The sequence below is a fragment of the Chryseobacterium salviniae genome, from assembly GCF_035819015.1.
Taxonomy (GTDB): domain Bacteria; phylum Bacteroidota; class Bacteroidia; order Flavobacteriales; family Weeksellaceae; genus Chryseobacterium; species Chryseobacterium salviniae.
This window is the reverse complement of sequence record NZ_JAYLAA010000022.1, coordinates 95262-119375: the sequence shown is the minus strand read 5'-3', so window position 1 is coordinate 119375 and position 24114 is coordinate 95262. Positions and strand designations below refer to the sequence as shown.

Annotated in this window: 21 protein-coding genes; 17 read left to right on the top strand and 4 right to left on the bottom strand. The window is 38.5% G+C overall.

The features are described from left to right. Window positions 1-332: 332 nt before the first annotated feature. The gene (locus SOP96_RS06845; protein WP_326320250.1) at window positions 333-677 is read right to left on the bottom strand and encodes a zinc ribbon domain-containing protein YjdM; all 345 of its coding nucleotides are present in this window, start codon (window positions 675-677) and stop codon (window positions 333-335) included. Window positions 678-867: 190 nt separating this feature from the next. Between SOP96_RS06845 and SOP96_RS06840 the strand changes: the two genes are divergently transcribed. The 15 genes from SOP96_RS06840 to SOP96_RS06770 all read left to right on the top strand — a co-directional run bounded on the left by SOP96_RS06840 (window position 868) and on the right by SOP96_RS06770 (window position 16192). Further along, window positions 868-2073, top strand: coding sequence for an RsmB/NOP family class I SAM-dependent RNA methyltransferase (locus SOP96_RS06840; RefSeq protein ID WP_326320249.1), 1206 nt, complete (start codon window positions 868-870; stop codon window positions 2071-2073). A 107-nt stretch (window positions 2074-2180) separates the two neighbouring features. Further along, window positions 2181-3845, top strand: a complete 1665-nt coding sequence (locus tag SOP96_RS06835) for a GLPGLI family protein (RefSeq protein ID WP_326320248.1) — start codon at window positions 2181-2183, stop codon at window positions 3843-3845. Window positions 3846-4165: 320 nt separating this feature from the next. After that, window positions 4166-5845, top strand: a complete 1680-nt coding sequence (gene asnB, locus SOP96_RS06830; protein ID WP_326320247.1) for an asparagine synthase B — start codon at window positions 4166-4168, stop codon at window positions 5843-5845. A gap of 227 nt (window positions 5846-6072) precedes the next feature. After that, entirely contained in the window at window positions 6073-6915 is an 843-nt protein-coding gene (locus tag SOP96_RS06825; RefSeq protein WP_326320246.1) for a hypothetical protein, read from the top strand. A 157-nt stretch (window positions 6916-7072) separates the two neighbouring features. Next, the gene (locus tag SOP96_RS06820; protein WP_326320245.1) at window positions 7073-8476 is read left to right on the top strand and encodes an MFS transporter; all 1404 of its coding nucleotides are present in this window, start codon (window positions 7073-7075) and stop codon (window positions 8474-8476) included. Window positions 8477-8675: 199 nt separating this feature from the next. Beyond that, the gene (locus SOP96_RS06815; protein ID WP_326320244.1) at window positions 8676-9551 is read left to right on the top strand and encodes a pirin family protein; all 876 of its coding nucleotides are present in this window, start codon (window positions 8676-8678) and stop codon (window positions 9549-9551) included. 141 nt (window positions 9552-9692) lie between these two features. Then, the gene (locus SOP96_RS06810; protein ID WP_326320243.1) at window positions 9693-10004 is read left to right on the top strand and encodes a GNAT family N-acetyltransferase; all 312 of its coding nucleotides are present in this window, start codon (window positions 9693-9695) and stop codon (window positions 10002-10004) included. Between the two features lie 61 nt (window positions 10005-10065). Beyond that, the gene (locus SOP96_RS06805; protein ID WP_326320242.1) at window positions 10066-10968 is read left to right on the top strand and encodes a pirin family protein; all 903 of its coding nucleotides are present in this window, start codon (window positions 10066-10068) and stop codon (window positions 10966-10968) included. 17 nt (window positions 10969-10985) lie between these two features. After that, the gene (locus tag SOP96_RS06800; protein ID WP_326320241.1) at window positions 10986-11519 is read left to right on the top strand and encodes an NADPH-dependent FMN reductase; all 534 of its coding nucleotides are present in this window, start codon (window positions 10986-10988) and stop codon (window positions 11517-11519) included. An 89-nt stretch (window positions 11520-11608) separates the two neighbouring features. After that, entirely contained in the window at window positions 11609-11827 is a 219-nt protein-coding gene (locus SOP96_RS06795) for a (4Fe-4S)-binding protein (RefSeq protein ID WP_326320240.1), read from the top strand. Continuing rightward, window positions 11827-12225, top strand: a complete 399-nt coding sequence (locus tag SOP96_RS06790) for an OsmC family protein (protein WP_326320239.1) — start codon at window positions 11827-11829, stop codon at window positions 12223-12225. Before SOP96_RS06795 ends, SOP96_RS06790 begins: the two co-directional genes overlap by 1 nt. Before the next feature lie 2 nt (window positions 12226-12227). After that, a complete protein-coding gene (locus tag SOP96_RS06785; protein ID WP_326320238.1) occupies window positions 12228-12527 on the top strand; it encodes a GNAT family N-acetyltransferase in 300 nt (99 codons plus the stop codon). Window positions 12528-12667: 140 nt separating this feature from the next. Further along, entirely contained in the window at window positions 12668-14113 is a 1446-nt protein-coding gene (locus SOP96_RS06780) for a sodium:solute symporter (RefSeq protein WP_326320237.1), read from the top strand. A 229-nt stretch (window positions 14114-14342) separates the two neighbouring features. Then, window positions 14343-15194 (top strand): transketolase, encoded by an 852-nt coding sequence (locus SOP96_RS06775; protein WP_326320236.1) that lies wholly within the window; start codon window positions 14343-14345, stop codon window positions 15192-15194. 53 nt (window positions 15195-15247) lie between these two features. Continuing rightward, window positions 15248-16192, top strand: coding sequence for a transketolase family protein (locus tag SOP96_RS06770; protein ID WP_326320235.1), 945 nt, complete (start codon window positions 15248-15250; stop codon window positions 16190-16192). A gap of 200 nt (window positions 16193-16392) precedes the next feature. Here the strand turns inward: SOP96_RS06770 and SOP96_RS06765 are convergent, their stop codons facing one another. The 3 genes from SOP96_RS06765 to SOP96_RS06755 form a co-directional block, all read right to left on the bottom strand. Continuing rightward, on the bottom strand, window positions 16393-16770 hold the full coding sequence (locus tag SOP96_RS06765) for a hypothetical protein (protein WP_326320234.1): 378 nt from the start codon (window positions 16768-16770) through the stop codon (window positions 16393-16395). A 68-nt stretch (window positions 16771-16838) separates the two neighbouring features. Next, window positions 16839-17309, bottom strand: a complete 471-nt coding sequence (locus SOP96_RS06760; protein WP_029298841.1) for an Lrp/AsnC family transcriptional regulator — start codon at window positions 17307-17309, stop codon at window positions 16839-16841. A gap of 134 nt (window positions 17310-17443) precedes the next feature. Then, window positions 17444-22240: a translocation/assembly module TamB domain-containing protein gene (locus SOP96_RS06755; protein WP_326320233.1), complete on the bottom strand. Its 4797-nt coding sequence runs from the start codon at window positions 22238-22240 to the stop codon at window positions 17444-17446. Between the two features lie 4 nt (window positions 22241-22244). Here SOP96_RS06755 and tsaD point away from each other — a divergent pair, with 4 nt between their 5' ends. Both tsaD and SOP96_RS06745 read left to right on the top strand, forming a co-directional pair. Continuing rightward, window positions 22245-23261, top strand: coding sequence for a tRNA (adenosine(37)-N6)-threonylcarbamoyltransferase complex transferase subunit TsaD (gene tsaD / locus SOP96_RS06750; protein WP_326320232.1), 1017 nt, complete (start codon window positions 22245-22247; stop codon window positions 23259-23261). Next, window positions 23261-23965, top strand: a complete 705-nt coding sequence (locus SOP96_RS06745; protein WP_326320231.1) for an RsmE family RNA methyltransferase — start codon at window positions 23261-23263, stop codon at window positions 23963-23965. Before tsaD ends, SOP96_RS06745 begins: the two co-directional genes overlap by 1 nt. Window positions 23966-24114: the final 149 nt, after the last annotated feature.

Here is a 24114-nt window from a genome sequence, read left to right as displayed (position 1 = left end):
CCCCCCCCCCCCCCCCCCCCCCCCCCCCCCCCAACCCCAAAACTGGAAAAAGCGAGTAGCGAGAGCCGGAAAAGCTCCTTTAAAAAATGATACTTTCCTGTTTGTTATTTTAATTTTAATATTATAATGAACACATTTTCCAATACTTATTGTAAAATTGTGCATAAATAAATACAAATGTAAGAACCCAGTTTAAAACTTTTTCTTACTTTTGTATTTCCACAGCATAAGGAAATTTTTGGTTAATTCTCTTTCTGCCTCCTAAAACGAAAATTAGCAGTTCTGCAATCTAGTTTTTTGAAAGATTACACTGTCCAATTCTTTCCTTTTTTTTATGCCTTTTTCACAAATTCAGACTTCAGGGCCATTGCACCGAAACCATCTATTTTGCAGTCAATATTATGATCGCTGCCCGGTCTCAGGCGGATGTTCTTCACTTTTGTTCCTGCTTTCACAGGCTTCGGGGCTCCTTTTACCGGAAGATCTTTGATAACGACCACCGAATCTCCTTCCTGCAGTTCATTACCATTCGAATCCAAAATTTTTCCTGAATCTGATGCACCGGCAGCAACCTCTTCAGGGTTCCATTCGTAAAAGCACTGGGAACATACCATTAGATTATCGCTCGGATAGGTAAATTCGGAGCCACATTTCGGACAAAGTACTGAATCACTCATCGTATTAATTTTTTGCAAAGGTAATTTTTTAATGTTTTTAATTAAAAAATATAAACATGAGATATGTCTGAAAACTTGATGAAAGAATAGGATTTATACTTATTTCATTAAGCAGGTTAAAAACTTTCCATCTCGCAATCTCAACTTAAATTCGTATTTTTGCAGATTCAAAACAGCAGAACCCAACTTTATGGAACTTATTCACAGAAACTTAGCCATCGGTATTCACGATGCTTTACAGGAAACATTTTTTGAGAAAAACAAATATGCCGATAAAGTGATCGAAAGACTTTTAAAAGCAAACAAAAAATGGGGAAGCCAGGACAGAGCCGTTGTTTCTGAGATTTTTTACAACATCATCCGTTGGAAAAAGCGCCTTGAATATTACATGGGTGAAGGAGTGAAACCCAACAATGTCTATAAACTCATGATTGCTTACCTGTTGTGGAGCAAAACCAATTATAAAAAGTTTGAAGAATTTGACGGGATAAAAATTGCTGACATTCTTACGAAACTGAAAAAAGGGACTGTTCCCACAAAAGCCATAGAACATTCCATTCCGGAATGGCTTGCCGAAACCCTTGAAAAAGAACTGGGCGAAAAATGGGAAAAAGAAATGTATGCTTTAAACGAGCAGGCACCGACTGTTTTAAGAGCGAATTCTTTAAGAACTACCACCAAAGAACTTATTTCTGATCTTGCGGACGAAAATATCACTTCTTATCCTGTTAGAAATTATCCGGATGCAGTACAGCTGGAAGAAAAAAAGAATGTTTTCCTTACCACCGCTTTTAAAGAAGGATTGTTTGAAGTGCAGGACGCTTCCTCACAAAAAATTGGGTATTTTCTGGATGTTAAAGAAGGACAGCGAGTAGTTGATGCCTGCGCCGGAGCCGGCGGAAAAACACTCCATCTTGCCGCATTAATGGGCAATAAAGGACAAATCATCGCATTAGATATTTTCGACTGGAAGCTTGCGGAGCTGAGACGCCGCGCCAAAAGAGCCGGAGCCCATAATATTGAAACCCGCCTGATTACAGATAATAAAGTCATCAAAAGGCTTCATGATAAAGCCGACCGTTTATTGATTGATGCACCTTGTTCAGGCCTTGGTGTGTTAAAAAGAAATCCGGACAGCAAATGGAAAATTGATCAGGATTTTATAGACCGCATTAAAAAAGAGCAGCAGCAGATTATTCAGGATTACTCCAAAATGCTGAAAAAAGGCGGGAAAATGGTCTACGCAACATGTTCTATTCTGCCTTCCGAAAACAATGAGCAGGTAAAAGAGTTCCTGAAAAACAATCCTAACTTTAAAATGATCAAGGATGAGAAAGTAATGCCAAGTGAAGGCTATGACGGCTTTTATATGGCTTTAATCGAAAGAGTTTCTTAAATGATTTATAAATATGGATATGAAACTACTCTATTTTGGAGTAGTTTTTTATTTGAGTCTACATGAAAGAGATTTAAAATTTATCTTTGTGAAAACTATCAATTTACATGCGTCAAAAAATTTTAATCAGCTTCTTCATTGTATTTTCAGTAATTGCTTTTTCGCAAACATACGAAGTACAGTACACAAGCTCCTATAATGGGAAAACAGTTCCGGATCAGTCAACCACGGTGGTTTGGGCCAACGAAAAGGAAAATTTTATTCTGAATACAAAAATCAGGGAACAAAAAGCAGAATTCCCGTTTGAGATCACCAAAATTGAAAAACCTTCCAATACCGTCATCTCGTATGCATTTTTGAAACCGGACGAAATCATATCCACTACCGATGCAGAATCAGTGGCAAAGCAAACTTTTGAATTCACGAATGAAACAAAGAAAATTTTAGGTTACAACTGCAAGAAAGCAGTAACCAAAATCAACTCCAATACCATTGAAATCTGGTATACCAAAGATCTTAAAATAAACGGCGGACCTTCTGTGTTGGGACAGAGCTTAGGATTCGTACTGGAGATTGAAAGAAATAAAAATTCCCTTGTATCTGCAACATCCATTAAAAAAGTAAAGAAAACGGATATTGACAAAATTCTCAGCAGCAATGTTATTTCTACCGATCAGCTCGGTTACAAAGACATGCTCTGGAAAAGCCGATTCACCACGCTGACAGTTTTTGAAAACGAAACCATCAACTTTTCCGGAGATTCAAAATCAGATGATGAAATTAAAAGATTTGCCAATGGAACCATTATCCTGAAAAAGATTACATTCCCGAAAATAGAGGAAGGCGATCATATTTTTGTTGAACTGAAACAGCAGTCTAACGGTGATGCGTACGACAGAACGGGAACCGTATTCTTTATTCCGCAGGATAAAAAAGAATCTTTTCTGGACGGACTGGAAAATGGCGTTAAAAAACTTCCCGTTTATGACAATGGAAACGGAAAGCAGTATTTTGGTGTGAGTACCACGGAAAACTATAATCCTGCTGTGGAAATGATGCGATTTTTTACCGCTTTCGGAATTAATAAATTCAATCATATTCAAATTAAAAACAAAACCTGGCAGACAATCAGTCCGTACCGACAAGACGTTACAGAACTAAAACCTGTTTTAAGCGAGAAAGAGCTTTGGATAGGAGCTTTTATAGGAAACTATGATAAAGGCGGCCACAAAATAAGCATGGAAATTACCATTCATAAAAGCGGCCAGGCTATTCATAAAAACAATACGGTGATTCCTTTATTCAACACCCTGAACATCATGGAAATGGCAGGACAGGACTACTCTACCATGTTCAATAAGGATAAAGGTTTACTGGTTGAGTTTACTTTAGCAAAAGATTTAAAGAACGCACAATTAAGATATATCACTACCGGACATGGAGGCTGGGAAAACGGCGATGAATTTGTACCCAAAGCCAATTCTATTTTATTAGATGGAAAAATGGTGTTTTCTTTCATCCCCTGGAGATCAGATTGCGGTTCTTACCGTCTTTACAATCCGGCATCCGGGAATTTTGGTGACGGACTCTCCTCATCAGACCTTAGCCGCTCCAATTGGTGTCCCGGAACCGTTACTAATCCGAATTTCATTTCTCTTGGAGATCTAAAAGCCGGAAAACATACGATTCAGGTGAAAATTCCTCAGGGACAAACCGAAGGAAACAGCTTTAGTTCATGGAATGTTTCTGGCGTATTGTTGGGTAATGAATAAAAAAAACCTTCTTGCAAATTGACTCTGCAAGAAGGTAAAAACACAAATGATGAAAAAAAATTATTTCGAGCCACAAAGTAATGGTATTTTTTTTTGGAATTAATTATCATAGATTAATAAATATTTAATTTTTATTTTGTATATGGTTAATACAAGTATTGCCGGTGAAAAAAATTAACTAAAATCATACAAATTTTCACATATAATTAAAATTTTACTAAATAATAAACCATTAAGTTAAAAATATACACTTATTGATTTTTTTTATTGTTTATTATTAACCACACCAATATTTTTGTTTCAAATTAAATGATAAAATAATGTGTGGAATTGTATGTCTGTTTGACGCTAAACAAAAAACTGAAATATTAAGACCCCAGGTTCTTGAAATGTCTAAAAAGATCCGCCACCGAGGGCCAGACTGGAGCGGGGTTTTCCAGAATGAAGAAGTAGTGTTCTCCCACGAGAGACTTGCCATTGTAGATCCTACATCAGGAAAGCAGCCCCTTTTTACCAAAGACGGAAAAGTTGTTCTTGCCGTAAACGGGGAGATTTATAACCATAGAGAATTAAAGCAGGAATTCCCGGATTACGAATTCCAGACACAGTCGGACTGTGAAGTGATCTTAGCGCTTTACAGAAAATACGGAAAAGATTTTATTGAAAAACTGAACGGTATTTTCGCCTTCTCACTCTACGATACCGAGAACGACATCTACCTCATCGCCCGCGATCATATGGGAATTTGCCCGCTGTACCAGGGATGGGACAAAAACGGAAACTACTACATAGCTTCCGAACTGAAAGCATTGGAAGGAATCTGCAAAAAAATTGAAACCTTTTTACCCGGACATTTGGTGTACAGCAAAGACGGAAGTGAACTTCAGCAATGGTATAAAAGAGAATGGGAAAACTATGACGCAGTTAAAGATAACGAAACAAATATTGATGCATTAAGAAAAGGGCTGGAAGATGCGGTACACAGACAGCTGATGAGCGACGTTCCTTATGGCGTGCTGCTTTCCGGTGGCCTCGATTCTTCCGTAATTTCTGCAGTAACCGCAAAATATGCAAGACAAAGGGTGGAAAGCGGAGACACTCAGGAAGCCTGGTATCCAAGACTGCACAGCTTTGCGGTAGGTCTTATTGGTTCTCCGGATCTCGCAGCAGCTCAAAAAGCGGCAGAGCATATAGGGTCGGTTCATCATGAGGTAAACTTTACCGTTCAGGAAGGCCTTGATGCAATCCGTGATGTAATTTATCACCTGGAAACATATGATGTTACTACGGTAAGAGCTTCCACACCCATGTATCTTCTGGCAAGAGTTATTAAATCCATGGGAATCAAAATGGTGCTTTCAGGAGAAGGTTCTGACGAATTATTCGGCGGATATTTATATTTTCATAAAGCACCTAATGCGAAAGAATTTCACGATGAAACCGTAAGAAAACTGGGAAAACTTCATCTCTACGACTGTCTCCGCGCCAACAAAGCACTAATGAGCTGGGGTATTGAAGGCCGCGTTCCTTTTTTAGATAAAGAATTCATGGATATTGCGATGACCATTAATCCGAAGGACAAGATGGTAAATGCCGCCGAAGGAAAGATTGAAAAATGGGTATTGAGAAAAGCTTTCGAAGACCTCCTTCCCGAATCTATCGCCTGGAGACAAAAAGAGCAGTTTTCGGATGGAGTCGGATATTCATGGATTGATACACTGAAAGAGGTTGCCGAAAAAGAAGTGACCGATGAAATGATGGCGAACGCCCGATTCAGATTTCCTTTGAATACTCCGCAGAATAAGGAAGAATACCGTTACCGCTGTATTTTTGAAGAACATTTCCCAAGCGAAACTGCCGCTGCTACAGTTCCGTCCGTACCCTCCGTGGCGTGCTCAACCCCCATTGCTCTGGAATGGGATGAAGCTTTTAAAAATATGAATGACCCAAGCGGAAGAGCTGTAAAAGTGCATGAAACTTCCTACGGGAATAGAGTTTGAGAGTATAAGAGGTTTTAGGTTTTTAAATTATTTTTATTTCCATACATGATATTTTTATAAATACCATATTATCAATTTTAAAGCTACATCCTAAACCTTAAAAATATCCAACTTACATAAAAATTTATCAATCCTGTAGCAATACAGGATTTTCTTTTGCAGTAACGATAATAATATTGTTAGATTTTAACCGTTAATAAAAAATATTATCTAATAAATAATTATATTTGGAAAACGAAAAAATCAATTATAAAAAAATGAGAAGAAACATTACTCTCTTATTTGCTTTATTATCCATGACTTTGGCTTTCGGACAGGGAAAATATGGCAAATATCTTAGCTCCAAAAAGCTCGCAATGACGTATAAAAGCGTGAAGGATGCAGATAAAGAAGACTTTTATCAACAATACTACTGGCTGGTAAAAGCTGAACAGCTGAAAACATACCCTCACCTGAAAGATATAAAGCCGAAAGTTTTATACGAATTTGTAAAGAAAGTAAACCCCCAGAATCTTACCAAAAAGCTTGATGACAGAGGAAAAGAACTAAGAGAAACTGCAGAATTATCTTTGAACCAATATTTCAAAAATAAAAACCTTGAGAACAACTCGGTTTTGATGTACAACCTTGAAACTTATGTAGACCCTTCAAAAGGACAATATTATACAAAGGTTGACGCCGAAAAAATCAAGGAGCTTGTGCCGAAAGAACTTTTTGCTTTCAACTCCAATAACAGAAATACAGGCGAAGACACAACCTATTATCTGTGGATCGATAAGAAGAAAGACGATTTCAATATCGTTAATATCATCCCGGATGAAAAAGAAAATAAAGCCTTCTATACAAGATTAAAACAATATCTCCCTGGCTACAAATTCTCAAAATATGTTCCTTCCGTAAAAAAAGGAACAAAGACAGACAGGACGGATGCAGATTATTACTACATCATGCCTTTTGAGCAAAATACCGACAATATCGAGTACAAAACAAAAGATTTCAAAACCTTTGAACTGAGCCAGTACAGAAAAGCTGGCGACGAATGGAAAGGAGTTGAAAAACCAAGAAAATAAAATTAAAAGTCCTGCAACATCTGCGGGACTTTTTTATTGGTGTCAAAAATCTCGATTTTTTAATAAAATAAATCTAAAGGAATAAATATTGCTGTTACACTAAGATTTTAATTCTTTGAACTAAATAAATCTGGAGAAACTTCAGTAATCAGAAAGAATGTCAGAAGCTGTTCCGCAACCCAATTCGATAAAGAAAATATTACCCCTGATTTTAGCAACCGCAATTTTTATGCAGATGCTGGACTCCACAGTTCTCAACACCTCACTTCCTGCTATCGCCCGAGACCTGAAAGAATCGCCGCTGAATATGCAGAATGCCATCATCAGCTATGTTTTGACGTTAGCTGTATTCATGCCGGCGAGCGGATTTCTGGCAGACCGGTTCGGCACAAAAAAGATTTTCATTTTTTCTATCGTATTATTCAGCTTGGGTTCTCTCTTCTGTGCCCTTTCACAAAATCTTACGCACCTGGTTATTTCAAGGGTAGTACAGGGTATCGGCGGAAGCCTTATGACACCTGTAGGGAAACTGGCTCTCATTAAAACATTCGATAAAAATGAATTGCTAAAAGCGATGAATTTTGCCATTATTCCCGCATTAATCGGCCCGGTTCTCGGCCCGCTTGTCGGAGGATATATGGTGGATTACCTTTCATGGCACTGGATTTTCCTCATTAACATTCCGATCGGTATTCTGGGAATAACGTTAGGATTAAAGTTTATGCCCAATTATAAATCAGCAGATGTTGATTTCGACCTCAAAGGCTTCCTGATTTTCGCTGCCGCTTCCCTCCTTCTTTCCATTTCGCTTGAGCTTTTTGGAAATCTTCAGAATATAACACCGGTTCTCATTGTTTTTATTTTAGGATTTCTCTTCATGTATTACTATTACCGTCATGCGAAAAAAGATAAAAGCCCGATTTTCCCGTTGAATTTATTCCAGGTAAGAACCTTTAGAGTAGGAATTGTGGGAAATCTCGCAACAAGACTGGGAATCAGTTCTGTTCCATTATTATTGCCGTTAATGATTCAGATTGCATACGGACAATCGGCAGTTACATCAGGATGGATTATTGCTCCGATGGCCCTTACAGCGATCTTCGGAAAATCCTATGTCATAAAAATATTGGATAAATTTGGATACCGGCAAACGCTAATGACCAACACTTTTATCATCGGTACACTGATTTGCCTGCTTGCGATTCCTGATATAAATACTTCTCTGTATTGGTTTGTTCCCATAATTGCAGTATTGGGATTTTTTAATTCAATCCAGTTTACTTCAATGAATACGATTTCCATTGCAGACCTCCGTAATTTCCAGACCAGCAGCGGAAATTCTCTCATATCCGTTAACCAACAGCTTGCTATCGGATTTGGGATTGCTTTCGGACTGATTGTCTTAAAGATTTTTGAAAACACCGAAATTATTCATGGTGAACCCCATAACGCGTTTCGTTATACATTTCTTACGATCGGGATTCTCACCATTATTTCAGGATTTGTTTTCAGGAGACTTCATATTTCGGATGGAAAAAATATGAAATCTAAGGAAGAATAATTTTGATATGAATGATTATATAATGAAAATCTTTTAATCTAAAAACTTATTCTTCTTTCTAAAGCTGATAAACTAATTCTCTTATATATTACAACTTTTGCGGTTAAAATATTATCCGTTGAGCCAACTAACCGATATTACCACAGGTCAATGCGCAACGATTTTTCTTAATCTATTTTTGCCATAAACACCAACAATTATGGCAACTAAGCAAATAGAAAAGATCATAGCTCCAAAGCCTGCACATTTTGTAGGCGATGGTTTCCGGGTTCACAATTTTATTCCGGGAACTCAGGGAATAGATATGAAAAGAATGGATCCTTTCATCATGCTGGATTACAATGCAAAGTTTCATTTTAACGGAACAGATCAGCCACGAGGTGTTGGTGTTCATCCGCACCGTGGTTTTGAAACCGTTACAATAGCTTACAGCGGATGTGTACAGCATCACGACAGTGCAGGCGGAGGAGGCATTATCAGTGAGGGCGATGTACAGTGGATGACAGCGGCTAAAGGAATTCTTCATAAAGAATACCACGAAAAGGAATGGGCCAAAACAGGCGGAATTTTTCAGATGGTTCAGCTTTGGGTGAATCTACCATCAGTATACAAAATGAGCTGCCCGAAATACCAGGCCATCCGTAATGCAGATATGACAAAAGTTGACCTCGGCGAAAATGGTTTTGTTGAAATCATTGCAGGAACCTATCAGCATTATAAAGGGCCGGCCTCTACATTCAGCCCTGTTCATGTGATGAATGCAAAACTGAAAAAAAACGGAAAAGCTGAATTTAATTTTCCAGCCGATTTTAATACGGCAGCTTTAATCATTGAGGGAGGCGCTGCTATCAATAATGAAGAGAAAATTCCGGTTAATCATTTTGTTTTGTTTAAAAATCAAGGCGAAACGTTTACAGTGGAAGCAGTAGAAAACAGTATAATACTTATCATCAGCGGAATGCCTTTCAACGAACCCATTCATGCGCATGGTCCTTTCGTGATGAATTCGAGAAAGGAAATCATGCAGGCTTTTGAAGACTATAATCTCGGAAGATTTGGCTATCTTGAGGATTAATTTAATCCAGAACTAAAATCGGTTTATTATTTTTCCTTATTTTTATGAAAAATGTTTATAGAATCCTGTCATTTTATAATACGAAAGTTTCAGAATTGAGTTTCTGACATGACATATTCTTATAAAATTTAACAATTAACTATGAAACCAGAATTCGAACCTATTCCCTTGCAGGATACCGGCGATCGATTTGAAATTGAATACAACGGAAACCATGCCTTTATCGATTACCGACAGATGGGGAACCAGGTTGCCCTGAACCATACAGAAGCAGATCTTCTCATTGCCGGAACCGGTGCAGCAGAAGCTGTTGTGGAAAAAGTACTTCATTTTATTGAAGATCATCATAAAAAAGCATTGCCTTTTTGCCCTTACATACAGTCGTTCATCAGAAAAAACCCCGAATGGAAACGTGTGGTAGACGAAAGATTCCATGGGTACAGCCAAATTTAACCTGCTGAATACTTAAACACACTAAAATTTAAATACATTAGCTTTTAAAAAATTAATTATCATGTCAAATATCGGACTTATTATAGAAGAAAAATCTGCAGATATAGGAAATTTTCTGGTGGGAAGGCTTCTCCCTTTCCGAGAAAAAAGAGCAGTTGGGCCTTTTGTTTTTATCGATCACATGGGTCCTGCCGATCTTAAGGATTACCAAAATCTTGATGTTCCGCCGCATCCGCATATTGGCCTTTCCACATTAACCTATCTTCTGGAAGGCTCAATCTTTCACAGAGACAGCATAGGAAGCGCGATTGAAATTCAGCCCGGAGCCGTAAACTGGATGACTGCCGGAAAAGGTGTTGTGCATTCGGAAAGAACACCGGAATACCTGAGACATTCCGACAAAAGACTTCACGGATTCCAAATCTGGGTGGGCTTACCAAAACATCTCGAACAATCCGAACCTAGTTTTCATCATACTGAAGCCAACGACATTCCGGTTTGGGAAGAAGATGGCATTCATTATAAGCTGATTGCCGGAGAAGCGTTCGGAAGAAGATCTCCGGTTCCGGTTCACAGTAAATTATTTTTTATTGAAATTAAAACAAAAGATCCCAAAAAGATCAGCATCGGGAAAGATCTTTACGGCGAAGCAGCCATGTATGTGCTGGACGGAACGGTTTCTACCGACGGAAATTCTTACGGTTCCAAACAGCTCATGATTGCCAAAGACACCAAACTCTGTGAATTTGATATGAGTGAAAACGGAACGGTTTATCTTTTCGGAGGCGAGCCTTTCGATGAAGAACGTTTTATATTCTGGAATTTTGTAAATTCCGACCGGGAACTGATAGAACAGGCAAAAGTAAACTGGAACGACCAGAATCATGAAGCTTTTCCTTTGGTTCCGGGAGATGAGGAAGATTATGTACCGCTTCCGAAAGCCATTTTAAACAGAAAGCCATAGGAAGAAAAAAATAAACTATGAAAATATTAGCATTTGCCGGAAGTACTTCTTCCACGTCTATTAATAGGGAACTTGTAAAATTTGTCTTAAAAGATTTTCAGGATCATGAAATTAATTTAATTGATTTAAATGATTTCGACATGCCTGTATTTTCTGTAGACCGCGAAAAGAAAGGCTTTCCGGATGAAGCTTATCATTTTTTAAAAGTGATTGAAGAATGTGAAGCCATCATCTGTTCTCTTGCCGAACATAACAGATCATACAGTGCTGCTTTTAAAAACGTCTTCGACTGGGCTTCAAGAATTAACGTAAAAGTCTTTCAAAACAAGCCAATGCTTTTGATGTCAACCTCTCCGGGAGGATACGGCGGCGGAAATGTAATGAATACGGCCAAAACATTTTTCCCGAACTTCGGAGGTGATGTAAAAGAGACTTTTTCACTGCCAAAATTCTACGAGAATTTCGACATGGAAACCGGTGTCATTGATCCCGCATTGCTGAAGGAACTGAAAGATAAAATATTAAATTTTCAAAATCAGATCAGAAACTGATTTCCAAAGAAGTCCGAAACTTTCAATGAAAGTGTCATCAACATAGCTGAATCCGGAAAGAAAATAGAAAAACTTTAAACCAAAATGATATGGAAACACACGAATATGCAGCAGGAGAAATAACAGTCATCTGGCAGCCAAAAAAATGTATTCACGCAGGAGCTTGCGTAAAAATGCTTCCTAAGGTGTACAATCCTAAGGAAAGACCCTGGGTGAAACCTGAAAATGCAACAGCAGAAGAACTCAGAAACCAAATTGATCATTGCCCTTCCGGAGCATTAAGTTATAAATTCAATACAGCAATATAATGGCCATCACCGTAAAAGCAAGCTTAGGCAAAGAAAGATATTACACCGAAGTTGTCGCCGGGGAAAACATATTGATCACCGACGAGCCGGTGGATAAAGGCGGCGGAAACAAAGGCTTCAACCCATTTGAGATTCTGGCAACATCACTGGCAAGCTGTACTGCGGCTACCCTGAGAATGTACATCGACCGAAAAGAATGGAGCGTTGAAACCATTAATGTAGAAGTAGAACTTGAAAATTTTCCTTTAACCAAAAGAGCAATTTTTAAAAGAGACATTACTTTTGAAGGCACTATTCTTGATGAAGAACAGATCAAAAGATTAAGAGCTATTGCAGATGCATGCCCTATTCATAAAATACTAACCAACGATATTGAAATATTAACCAAATTTTCATAACAATGATTGAAGTAAAACATAGCAACAACGAAAAAAACGGAAATTTTGAAGCCTTTATAGATGGCAAGCGTGCAGGCTTAATGACGTATACCTGGGCGGGAGAAGAAAGATTCATCATAGATCACACCGAAGTGGAGGAAGCCTACAACGGAAAAGGCGTTGGCAAAGAAATGCTACTGGCCTCGGTAGATTTTGCCAGAAAGAACGGAAAGACAATCATTCCGCTGTGTCCTTTTGCAAAAGCCACCTTCCAGAAACATGAGGAGCTTCAGGACGTGCTGGTGAATCAGGCACAGGCTTAGGATTAGCTTAAGATCAAGGCTGAGATTAAATTAACCTTAATTTTTTAAAACTACCTTTCGGGACAAATCCGGAAGGTTTTTATTTTTTTTGAGCAGAATATAAAAAAACTATATTTGCTAAAATTTAATTTAAACAGAACATGTCTCCGATTATTTTATTATCCATTATCATTATATACTTCGCATTGCTTCTTTGGGTAGCATACAAAACCGGAAAAGGAAGTGATAATGAAAGTTTCTTTATAGGAAACCGCAAAAGTAACTGGATGCTTGTTGCCTTTGGAATGATCGGCACCTCTTTATCTGGGGTTACCTTTGTAAGTGTTCCCGGATCAGTGGGAAATGACAAATTTTCCTATTTACAAATTACCTTAGGCTATCTCATTGGTTACATTGTTGTTGCCTACGTTCTTCTTCCCTTATATTACAGATTGAAACTGACCTCTATTTACGGCTATCTTCAGCAGAGAATGGGACAGCTTTCTTATAAATCCGGTGCATGGATCTTTATTGTTTCAAGATTGGTGGGTGCTACGGCGAGATTATACCTTGTGGTGAATATTCTACAGATTTCCATTCTTGATAGTCTGGATGTTCCTTTTATTGTGACTACCCTTATTATCTTGGGCATGATTATTCTTTACACGTATGAAGGTGGCGTAAAAACCATTGTATGGACAGATACTTTACAGACTTCCTGTATGCTTCTGGGACTGATTATATGTACGGTTTATATGCTCAACCATCTTGGACTGAATGTGGGAGAAAGCTTTACAGCAATGAACGAAAAAGGCTACACAAAAATTTTTGATTTTGATCCGAATCAGAAAAGTTTCTTTATTAAACAGATCCTTGCGGGTGCTTTTATTACCATTACCATGACAGGAATTGATCAGGAGATGATGCAGAAAAGCCTTTCGGTAACAAGACTGAAAGATTCTCAGAAAAATATGGTGACTTTAGGATTTATCTTATTGGGAGTCATTTCATTATTCCTTTATATGGGAGGCCTTCTTCACCTTTACGGTGTCCAGGAAAACGTTTCAAGCGCAGGCGACCAACTGTTTCCGGATATCGCGCTGAATCACATGCCGCCATTTATTTCCATTATTTTTATCATTGCTTTAATTTCTGCCTTATTTCCAAGTGCGGATGGTGCAATGACAGCTTTAACTTCATCGCTCTGCATCGATATTTTCGGAATGCGGGAAAAAACACACTGGGACGACGGGAAAAAGGAAAAATTCAGGAAAAACGTCCACCTTCTGGTTGCTTTATCTTTTTTGGTAATGGTAATTATCTTTAAAGTAATTAATGATAATTCCATGATCGGGCTGATTCTGAAGCTTGCCGGATTTACGTACGGCCCTCTTTTAGGATTATTCGCTTTCGGGATTTTCACAAAATATAAGGTGAAAGATAAGCTGGTTCCTTTTGTCTGTATTGCAGCACCGGTAATTTCTTTCTTTATTGACAAATACCAGGAAAAAATTTTCGGGGAATTTAAAATCGGTTTGGAGCTTTTAATTATTAACGGACTGCTTACTTTTATCGGACTTTGGCTGATCAGGAGAAAAGTAATTTAATTCTGATGTATTTGCATTATCTTATCGTTTCAAATGAACAATTAATGTATCGTAAAAATTTAAAATAATACTTATCAGATCGTTACATTATAAAAACCATTGATTTTTAATTAAAAATACTTATCATTAAAATACGCCAAGAGATTAAAATCCGGAAACAAATCCGGGTTTTTACATTTCCGTAAGCCGCTAAAAAATTGTAAATTCGCTTTAAAATAAATCTTATATAATGAGTAAAAGCATCGAAGAGCTAAAATCTCTTACCACGCAGATCAGAAGAGACATTTTAAGAATGGTTCATGCTGTGAATTCCGGTCATCCGGGAGGAAGCTTAGGCTGTACCGAATTTTTCACAGCCCTTTACGGAAAGGTAATGAACTATAATCTTCCTTTCACCATGGAAGGTAAAAACGAAGACCATTTCTATCTTTCAAACGGGCATATTTCTCCTGTTTTCTATTCTACTTTGGCAAGGTTCGGGTTTTTCCCTGCTGATGAACTGAGAACTTTCAGAAAATTAGACTCCAGATTACAGGGACACCCTACCACTCATGAAGGGCTTCCGGGTGTGAGAGTGGCTTCAGGTTCTTTGGGACAGGGACTTTCTGTTGCTTTAGGTGCGGCTCAGGGTAAGAAAATAGATGGTGATAGTTCTTTAGTATATACTTTACAGGGCGACGGTGAATTACAGGAAGGGCAAAACTGGGAGGCTTTTATGTATGCAGCTTCCAAAAAAGTTGACAATATCATTTCTACTATTGATTATAACGGACAACAAATTGACGGAAGTACAGATAATGTGCTTTCTTTAGGAAATCTTCACGCCAAGCTGGAAGCGTTCGGGTGGATGGTTTTGGAGGAGAAAAACGGTAACGATCTTGAAGCGGTAATTGCAATTCTTGAAAAAGCAAAAACCGAAACAGGAAAAGGAAAACCTGTTGCCATTATTCTTCACACCATCATGGGTAACGGAGTAGATTATATGATGGGAACCCACGCCTGGCATGGGAAAGCTCCTAATGACGAGCAATTGGATACCGCTTTCAAACAATTGTATCTAGAAGCTCCGGCTGATTATTAATTATAAGTAATGAGCAATTGATAATAAGTAATCTTAATTAATAGTTAGAAAAAATGAAATTTACATATACAGAAAAAAAAGATACACGTTCAGGATTCGGAGCCGGATTGGCTGAGCTTGCAGATAAAAACCCCAATGTTGTAGCACTTTGCGCAGACCTTATCGGATCTCTGAAAATGGAGAAATTCATAGAAAAAGCTCCCGAAAGATTCTTCCAGGTGGGTATTGCGGAAGCGAATATGATGGGTATGGCAGCAGGATTAAGCATCACGGGAAAAATTCCTTTTACGGGAACTTTCGCGAACTTTTCCACTTCGAGGGTGTACGATCAGATTCGTCAGTCTATTGCATATTCCAATAAGAATGTAAAAATTTGTGCTTCCCACGCAGGCCTTACTTTAGGGGAAGACGGTGCAACACACCAGGTTCTGGAAGATATCGGAATGATGAAAATGCTTCCGGGAATGACGGTAATCAACCCTTGCGATTACAACCAGACCAAAGCAGCGACGATTGCTATTGCTGAACATGAAGGCCCTGTTTATTTAAGATTCGGAAGACCAACCGTTCCTGTTTTTATGCCTGAAGATATGCCTTTCGAGATCGGAAAAGGAATTTTGCTTCAGGAAGGGACTGATGTAACGATTGTTGCAACAGGCCACCTGGTTTGGGAATCGCTGGTTGCTGCAGATGAGCTTGAAAAAGAAGGAATTTCATGTGAGGTAATAAACATCCACACGATTAAGCCTTTAGATGAAGAAATTATCTTAAAATCAGTTGAAAAAACAGGAAAGATCGTAACGGCTGAAGAACATAATTATCTTGGAGGAATGGGAGAATCTATTGCCGGAATGTTGGCAAGAAGAAGACCGACAAAACAGGAATTTGTAGCGGTGAATGATACTTTCGGAGAATCTGCAACACCTGCTGAACTGATGAAGAAATACAAGATTGATTCGGCTGCGGTGAAAGAAGCGGTGAAAAGAATTTTAGCTTAGTTATATAAAATTCGACATATTAAAAAAGTCCTCAGTGTTGAGGACTTTTTTACTTTTAAATTTAAAATCAATAGTAAGTTTTGGCTAAAGCCGAGCCCTCATACTAAAATAAGAAAGCGGGCTAAAGCCCGCTCCTATTGATGTTTATTAATATCTTTTATCTTTATCTTTTATCTTTATCTTTTATCTTTTTACAAAAATCACCTGAAAAACTTCCATTTGGGGATAATCGCCAGCATTCCGAAACCTGTGAAAAGGAAAAGATTGGTTACATCTGTATACAGGAATGTAGACAGGTAATAATTGTGCATAAAGAAATGTAAAACCAGCAGCGCAGGAAAGGCAAAAATGCCGATTTTTCTGTAGAAAAACATGAGCACTAAACTTATCGCCATCAAAGCATCAACGGCAAAAATCACGTAGAAATACCATCTTGGGATATTAAGGTATTCGTGCTGTAAATACTCGTCAAGATCAATCCCGAATCCCATCAGGGTAAATAGCATCAGGGCTGCAAATGCGAGGATAAAGCCCCATCCTTTTTTAGGATCTTCATCAAAATAGCTGTATTCTTCCATAGGTACAAAAATAAAGAACTTATGAGAGATTTCATAAGTTCTTTAGTATAATTTGTTTTGTAAAGCGATTATACGGAAATAGCGTTAATCAGTCTGTTTTTGTCGCTTAAGTATTCTTCCATGGAAATCATACTTTCTGTTCTCATTACATCCTGAATATCATCGATTTGATAAATGATTCTTTTTGCGTCGTCTGTATTTTTAGCTCTTACTTTACAGAAGATATTATATTTTCCGGAAATAACGCTTGCTTCAATTACATTTGGAATGGTAGACAGCTCTTTTAAAACTTCCTGAGTTCTGTTGGATTTCGTCAGAAGAATTCCTATGAAAGCCGTAAAATGATAGTCTAATTTTCCATAATCGATGTTAAGAGATGATCCCAAAATAATACCTGCATCCTCCATCTTTTTCACTCTTACGTGAATTGTACCAGCGGAAACATCCATCTGTTTAGCAATTTCTGTAAAAGGCATTCTTGTGTTTTCTACTAAGAAATCAAGAATTTTCTTGTCTATTTCGTCCAGTTGATAGTTCATATTAGTTAAATTACAATTTTCTTAAAAAAACAATGTATTTTTTGCAAATTTATAAAAAATAATTTAACTAAAAAAATTATATTAAATATTAACAATAATTAACACATATAAGAAAAATCATTATAAATTTAGAATTATTTCGCATTTGATATTGTAGAATCTGTTTTTATTTCTGTTTTCTCTTCAGGTGCTTTTTTATCTTTTTTCTTCTTTTTAAATAAGGAATTGAAGCTCTTGCTCCATACAATACCTCCGCCATACGCCTGATTGGCAGCACCGTTTGATCCTGCACCATTAACAACGCCGATATTGGATGGTTTTGAATATCCTCTTAATACAAGGCTTCCGTCATTCTTTTTGGAAATATCATATTCAATCGTTCCTTCTCCGGAAAGATAATTGGCTTCGGTATTTTCTGTTCTGGTGAGAGGAATTCCCAAACCGGTTTTCACTTTTATTCTCGGCGAAAGCGCAAAACTCACCCCTGCATTGGCACGGTCTCCTGTATTGGAATACTGGTCTCCTTTCACATAATTAAGGTCAATCTGGAATTCATTACTCATGGTATTAAGCACAGAACCCAGCTGTTTTAGAAGAAGGTTGTATCCGGAAGATTCGGCAACACCTGCCACGTCAACATCTACTCCTCCGGTTTTAGAAACGTTAAAACTGTTTAGAAGCAGTACAGATCCGAATTGCAAAACCTTTTCCCCTTCCTGGCTCATTTTTGCGGCCAGTGTTTCTTTAACCTGGCTGGAAACATCCAGTGCGGTAACATCCAGATCAACTTTAGGATCTACAAGAGACTGTGTAATATTAGCCTGGAGCAAAATACTGATTGGCTGAAGGCTTCCCATATTCAGGTATTCTCCGGCATTGGAAACCATTCTTACATAGTTGGCTGTAATATCCAGTGCAGGTTTCATGGCATCACCATCCCAACGGATACTGCTGCCTTTTTCAATCTGGAAGGTTTTATTAAGAATGGCTTTTGAAACGAAAGTTCCGTTTTCTACTTTATAGGTTCCGTTCATGGCAATATTTCCCTGTCTGCTCATCTGGAAACGCAGCTTTTCGGCCGCGCCTTTTACCGTAATATTTCCTACCTCATCCCCTATCAGTACGTTTACCGTAGTTCCTTTGTCGACGTCCAGCGCAAAATCAATATTCATGTTGGCTCCGGTCTTTTTCTTTTCTTCTAAAGTGACGAGACCATCTTTACCTTCTTTCAGGAACCTCAGCATTTTAAATTCTTCAACATTGGAAGTAGATCCCGAATTGAAGGTGAAAGTACTTCCGCTTAATGCTTTCATATTCGGAGTCGAAAGGCTTAAACCTGAAACCGGACCATCCACATAGAGGTCTCCCTGTCCGTACACCCTTCCCCAGAACAGGTCGTAATCTTTTTGAGTGGTATTCAGAACCAATAGATTATCCGCACGCATTACAAGGTTGACCCCCATTGAAGAAAGGGTTTCGAACTGAATCGCTCCCGATATGTTTCCGCTGGAGTTTGTTCTTCCGTCATGAACTCCGATATTATTGAGAATAGCAAGACCCTTTGTAAGCGGAATTACGGTATCATCAAAAGAATAATCTACTCCTGTAAATAAAAGCTTTAGCCCGAAACCTTTTAAAGCAATATCTCCACTGTAATCCAGATTGCTGAATTTTCCGCTGATCTTAAGATCTCCGGTAGCTTTACCTCTTAAATTTCCAAAAACAGTGGTCACAAACTGCTGTGCAAAAGCAATATCAAATTCACGCATTTCTGCCGTAAGATCTATGGTAGGTGAAGAAGTATTATTGTTTACGATTCCGGTTACATGAAGGCTGTTATTTCCTATCACTCCTGCAGAATTCACCCTGATGTCCACATCATAGACATTTAAAGAAAATCCGTTGGTTGCAGAAATTGTAATATCACCCATATCGTTTCCGTTCATCATGATATCATCAATCGTCATATCCACCAAAGGCTGGAGCGTACTTTTATCCATGCGGATTTGCACACTACCGTTGGCAAGGCCTTTAATATTCATCGTATTACCCCCCGGCTGCATTTCCAGGAGCTTTTCTATGGAAAAATCATTGACTTCGGCATCCACATAAAAATCTTTAGCTGATTTGAATTGCGCTTCTTTAACCAGCAATGAGCTATTTTCAGAATAAATCCTCAGGTTCCTGATGTCAAAATCTTTTTCATTTTTACGGTAGGTAATGGAATGATCCAGTTCAGGGCTGGTATCAATCGCCCATGTTACTTCGTTAAATTTCACTTCCGTAGGCTCAAACCTGAATATAAAGTCGCCTCCCGCATTGGTTGACTGGTTGATATTGATCGCATAATCCTTCATCGTATCATCAAGCTCATCTTCTGGACTTCCGTGTTTAAATTTTGCTGCTAAATGAAGGATCGTATTGTTCTCATTTCTTCCGCTTAGTGTAACATCCTTGAGAATATTTTTGTTGTACTGTAACCTGTTGATTTTCGCAAAAATCTGCTCATCAAGATTGGCGGTATTGATTCTCACCATCACGCTGTCTACCATTGCGCTGTCCCTGGTAACATTATCTCTCTCGTTAATAGTGTAAGCAGGATTGGCTGCTGCAAGCGCTCTGTCAGCTTCCGTGATTTCACGGGTTTTGGTCATGATGTACTTTAAAGAAGCGGCATCGAGATTTAAAATCAAATTATTTGAATTTCCATCGTACTGCCCTTCTACTTTTGCGCCCTGCGGTAATTTAAGATCAGGAAGGAAATAGCTTACCAAACCTTGCTCAACATCAAAATCCATGGCAAAGCTCTGTCCTCTGTATATTTTTCTCGGAGCGGGGCCCACCAAAATTCTGTTCAAGCCGTTTTCTATCATTCCTGGAAGATCTCCAAGGTTGTATCTTCCTGATATTTTTCCGTTTACGGCTCCGGGCGCATCTACATCAATTACACGGCCGCCGTTTTCCATAAATGTTTTCAGTTTGGCTGTAGGAATATAATATTTCTGAGTGGCTGTCGCAAAACTTATTCCGTTTGCATCAACATCCAATGTAAGATCATTGATTGAAGACATAGCCATTTTACCATTCACCTTTCCGCTCACGATCTGGGTTCCGGGAGTATTGGTAAAATAATTCATATTCAGATAATTAACATCAGCATTTACATTCATCATAATTCTTGAAGTGCTGAAATCAATTAATCCTTTGATATTGGCTTTTGCCTGTTCATCGTTTACGGTGATGAGGCCGTTGTATTTTTTATGATCAAGAATACCTTCCAGATAAACGTTATTGATTTCTTTATTCATGATTTCAACACTGGTAATTCTGGATTTCGTGGTCAGTTTCATGGTGTTGACATCGAAGCTCTGCCCGTTGATATCGAATCTTCCGGAAATCAAACCAACCGATTTATTTTTTGTAATCACGGAAGTATTTAAATCTTTCACTTCGGCAATTCCGACGTATTTCGGCATTGACGAGCTGTACTCCGTTAATGAAAACTGAGTAATTTTTGCCTGCCCTATTCCGGTCATGAGGTTACCGCTGGCTACATATACTTTATTAGGATTAACGCTTGCTGTTCCGTTGTATTTTAATTTGCCAAAGTCATCCGCAAAGTTCTTCATCTTTGTTGCGATGAATGAAGGCATCATGGCTTTCAGGTCTTTATAGGTAAAATCTGCGGAAAGATCAGGAGTTTCGATTAAAAAGTTACCTTTTAATAATCTGTCGACCTTCATTGATTTAGTCGCAATATTAACATCAGGATTTCTTATGAGGAAATTATCCAGTCTGAAATTATTCAGCGGACCGGCCATTTTCCCTGAAATATTAAAGGGCTTGAAATTATCCCAGTTGGTCACGAAATAGCTGATGTCATATCCGCTCAATTGGCTTCCCTGCATGAGATTCATTTCCCATTTTACCTTATCGGCAAAATCTGCCCAGGAACCGTCATCATGAAGGTTAAATTTTATATCGCCCTGCAAAAGTGAATGATCTGTATTTAAAGTAAGATCTTTCAAAGAAAGATAATCCGGTGTCATGGAAAGTTCCGTTGAAAACGTATCGACGAAATGAGATTTGCCCCATCTTGTTGTTGTGAACGACATATTATTGATGAGCGCGGAAATATTTCTCCCGTTAACTTTTACATTCGGTGCTTTCAGATTAAAGTTGGTTGCCGTTAACCATTTTCCTTTTTCTCCGGGGGAATTTAAATTCACAATGGAAACTTTAGAATCGAGGATCTGTAGTCTTGAATCCAGCTGAAAAGGAGGTTTGTTGGGATCTCTTTTTTTACCGCTGTCAAAAAGCTGGGTAAAACGGATAAAGTTTGATATGCTGTCGCCTTTGTAGGTAATTACTTTAACATCGGCATTTTTTAGCGTAAGAGAATTAAAACTTAGCGAATTTTTTTTGGTAATGTTGCTAAATAAAGAAAGCCAGTTTGAATTGGCAATAAATTCTCTGGACTGAATAAAATCGTATCCTTTGTAGTCTTTGATTTTTAATCCTTTAACTTTTACGTTTCCGAAAAAATTGACTTCAACGCTTTCTGTTGACATTTGTGCTTTGAAATCCCTGTTTACAACCTGCAGCGCCTGATCTGCAGCCCATTGTTTGGTAACGGGCAGGTTTATTGCAATAAAAATGGCAGCCACCAGACCGAGCCCGAGCCAGAAAAGAATCAAAAGCAGGCGGGCCCACCATGAATAGCTGGTAACGTCTTTCACGGCCTGTTTCCCGAATTCTTCGGCAGTTTCTACCGGATGCTTAATCGCATCAGAAGCAAGCTCAGAAGCTTCTTTTACGGTCTCCTTCACTTTATCTCCGGCATTTTCAACGGCTTTTTGTACCTGATTACCTAAGTTTTCAGCTACTGATTTTTTGTTCTCATTCTCGTTATTATTCTCTAACTTTGCCATTATTATGAGCGACTCTATAATTTTAGGTATTGAATCGTCCTGCGACGATACATCAGCAGCTATTATCAAGGGAAATTCTATTCTGTCGAACATTGCTGCAAATCAGGCAATCCATAAAGAATATGGCGGTGTTGTTCCTGAGCTTGCTTCACGTGCTCATCAGCAAAATATTATTCCGGTTGTTGAAAAATCTCTAACTAAAGCAAATATACAACAAAATGCAATTTCCGCGATAGGTTTTACCCGGGGTCCCGGTCTTTTGGGATCTCTTCTTGTGGGAACTTCCTTTGCTAAGTCTTTGGCAATGAGCTTAGACGTTCCGCTGATTGAAGTAAACCACCTTCAGGCACATATTTTAGCGCATTTCATTGAGGATGCAAATCCTATGCCGCCCAAGTTCCCTTTTTTATGCCTTACCGTAAGCGGCGGACACACGATGATCGTCCTGGTAAAAGACTATTTTGACATGGAAATTATCGGGAAAACAACCGATGATGCTGCCGGCGAAGCTTTTGATAAAATCGGAAAGATTTTCGACCTTGATTACCCAGCAGGACCAATCATTGACAGGCTTGCTAAGGAAGGTAATCCTGATGCATTTACATTTAACAAACCGAGGCTGGAAAATTATGATTATTCTTTCAGCGGAATAAAAACTTCCGTATTGTATTTTATTCAGAAAGAAGTAAAAAAAGATCCGGATTTTGTTAAAAATAATATTAATGATCTGTGTGCTTCGGTGCAAAAAGCCATTGTAGAAATCCTGATGAACAAGCTTGAGAAGGCTGCGAAAGATTTACATATTAATGAAGTGGCTATTGCAGGCGGTGTTTCTGCCAATTCGGGTTTGAGAAAAGCGATGCAGGAGAATCAGGAAAAGCTCGGCTGGAATATTTACATTCCGAAATTCGAGTATACCACAGACAACGCAGCGATGATTGCGATGGTGGCGCAGCTGAAATTTGAAAGAGGAGAATTTACGGATTTGAGAACGAGTGCAACGGCGAAATACGATTTGTAATGAAATTATTTTACGGAGAAATTGAAGAGGGTAAAGTAACGATCAATGATGAAGAACAACAACACATTGTAAAGGTGCTGCGGATGAAGGAGGGTGAAGAGATCTTTATTACCGACGGGAAAGGAAATCTCGCTTCCGGAAAGCTGGTGATTGAAGGGAAGAAAGCAACAATTTCAGTTGATGAAATTAAAACCGGCCTGCCTGATTTTCATCCAAAATTACATATTGCGATTGCTCCCACGAAAAACATTGACCGTATCGAGTTTTTTACAGAGAAAGCCGTAGAAATGGGAATTTCTGAGATTACTATTTTACAAACCGAAAAAACGGAACGCAAAAACCTGAATATCGACAAACTGAGAAAACAGGCAATTGCCGCATCCAAGCAAAGCCTGAGGTTTCATTTTCCGGTTATTAATGACAGCGTTAAGCTCCAGGATTTTTTAAAAATAATCCGCCCCGAAAATACCTTTGTGGCTCACTGTCACGAAAACCTTTACCGGATTGCTTTAAGCGATATCCCGAAGCTTGACCAAGTGACTTTCCTCATCGGTCCGGAAGGTGATTTTTCTGAAAGGGAAATCGAATTATTGGCGGAGCATCACGTAAAGGCTGTTTCTTTGGGCAATCAGCGATTAAGAACGGAAACGGCGGGAATTTTTGTAGCGGCGTGGAATTACAGTAGTTTGCAGGATTTTGAGTGAGTTTTTTAACAAAACGTTCCATCTTATAAATAAAAGAACCCACCGCAAAGCGGTGGTTTTTTTTGTTATCAGGGAGCGAGACGCTCGTACCAGCGGGGAAGCATCTCAGTTTAAAGTGGTTGATAAAATGCTCACTACCAAAAAATTTA

Coding starts and splice junctions, on each gene's coding strand:
- SOP96_RS06755 (WP_326320233.1), bottom strand. CDS start 22,240: ATGGCAAAGTTAGAGAATAATAACGAGAATGAGAACAAAAAATCAGTA.
- SOP96_RS06745 (WP_326320231.1), top strand. CDS start 23,261: ATGAAATTATTTTACGGAGAAATTGAAGAGGGTAAAGTAACGATCAAT.
- tsaD (WP_326320232.1), top strand. CDS start 22,245: ATGAGCGACTCTATAATTTTAGGTATTGAATCGTCCTGCGACGATACA.
- asnB (WP_326320247.1), top strand. CDS start 4,166: ATGTGTGGAATTGTATGTCTGTTTGACGCTAAACAAAAAACTGAAATA.
- SOP96_RS06770 (WP_326320235.1), top strand. CDS start 15,248: ATGAAATTTACATATACAGAAAAAAAAGATACACGTTCAGGATTCGGA.
- SOP96_RS06820 (WP_326320245.1), top strand. CDS start 7,073: ATGTCAGAAGCTGTTCCGCAACCCAATTCGATAAAGAAAATATTACCC.
- SOP96_RS06775 (WP_326320236.1), top strand. CDS start 14,343: ATGAGTAAAAGCATCGAAGAGCTAAAATCTCTTACCACGCAGATCAGA.
- SOP96_RS06810 (WP_326320243.1), top strand. CDS start 9,693: ATGAAACCAGAATTCGAACCTATTCCCTTGCAGGATACCGGCGATCGA.
- SOP96_RS06840 (WP_326320249.1), top strand. CDS start 868: ATGGAACTTATTCACAGAAACTTAGCCATCGGTATTCACGATGCTTTA.
- SOP96_RS06795 (WP_326320240.1), top strand. CDS start 11,609: ATGGAAACACACGAATATGCAGCAGGAGAAATAACAGTCATCTGGCAG.
- SOP96_RS06815 (WP_326320244.1), top strand. CDS start 8,676: ATGGCAACTAAGCAAATAGAAAAGATCATAGCTCCAAAGCCTGCACAT.
- SOP96_RS06835 (WP_326320248.1), top strand. CDS start 2,181: ATGCGTCAAAAAATTTTAATCAGCTTCTTCATTGTATTTTCAGTAATT.
- SOP96_RS06785 (WP_326320238.1), top strand. CDS start 12,228: ATGATTGAAGTAAAACATAGCAACAACGAAAAAAACGGAAATTTTGAA.
- SOP96_RS06845 (WP_326320250.1), bottom strand. CDS start 677: ATGAGTGATTCAGTACTTTGTCCGAAATGTGGCTCCGAATTTACCTAT.
- SOP96_RS06760 (WP_029298841.1), bottom strand. CDS start 17,309: ATGAACTATCAACTGGACGAAATAGACAAGAAAATTCTTGATTTCTTA.
- SOP96_RS06805 (WP_326320242.1), top strand. CDS start 10,066: ATGTCAAATATCGGACTTATTATAGAAGAAAAATCTGCAGATATAGGA.
- SOP96_RS06765 (WP_326320234.1), bottom strand. CDS start 16,770: ATGGAAGAATACAGCTATTTTGATGAAGATCCTAAAAAAGGATGGGGC.
- SOP96_RS06780 (WP_326320237.1), top strand. CDS start 12,668: ATGTCTCCGATTATTTTATTATCCATTATCATTATATACTTCGCATTG.
- SOP96_RS06790 (WP_326320239.1), top strand. CDS start 11,827: ATGGCCATCACCGTAAAAGCAAGCTTAGGCAAAGAAAGATATTACACC.
- SOP96_RS06800 (WP_326320241.1), top strand. CDS start 10,986: ATGAAAATATTAGCATTTGCCGGAAGTACTTCTTCCACGTCTATTAAT.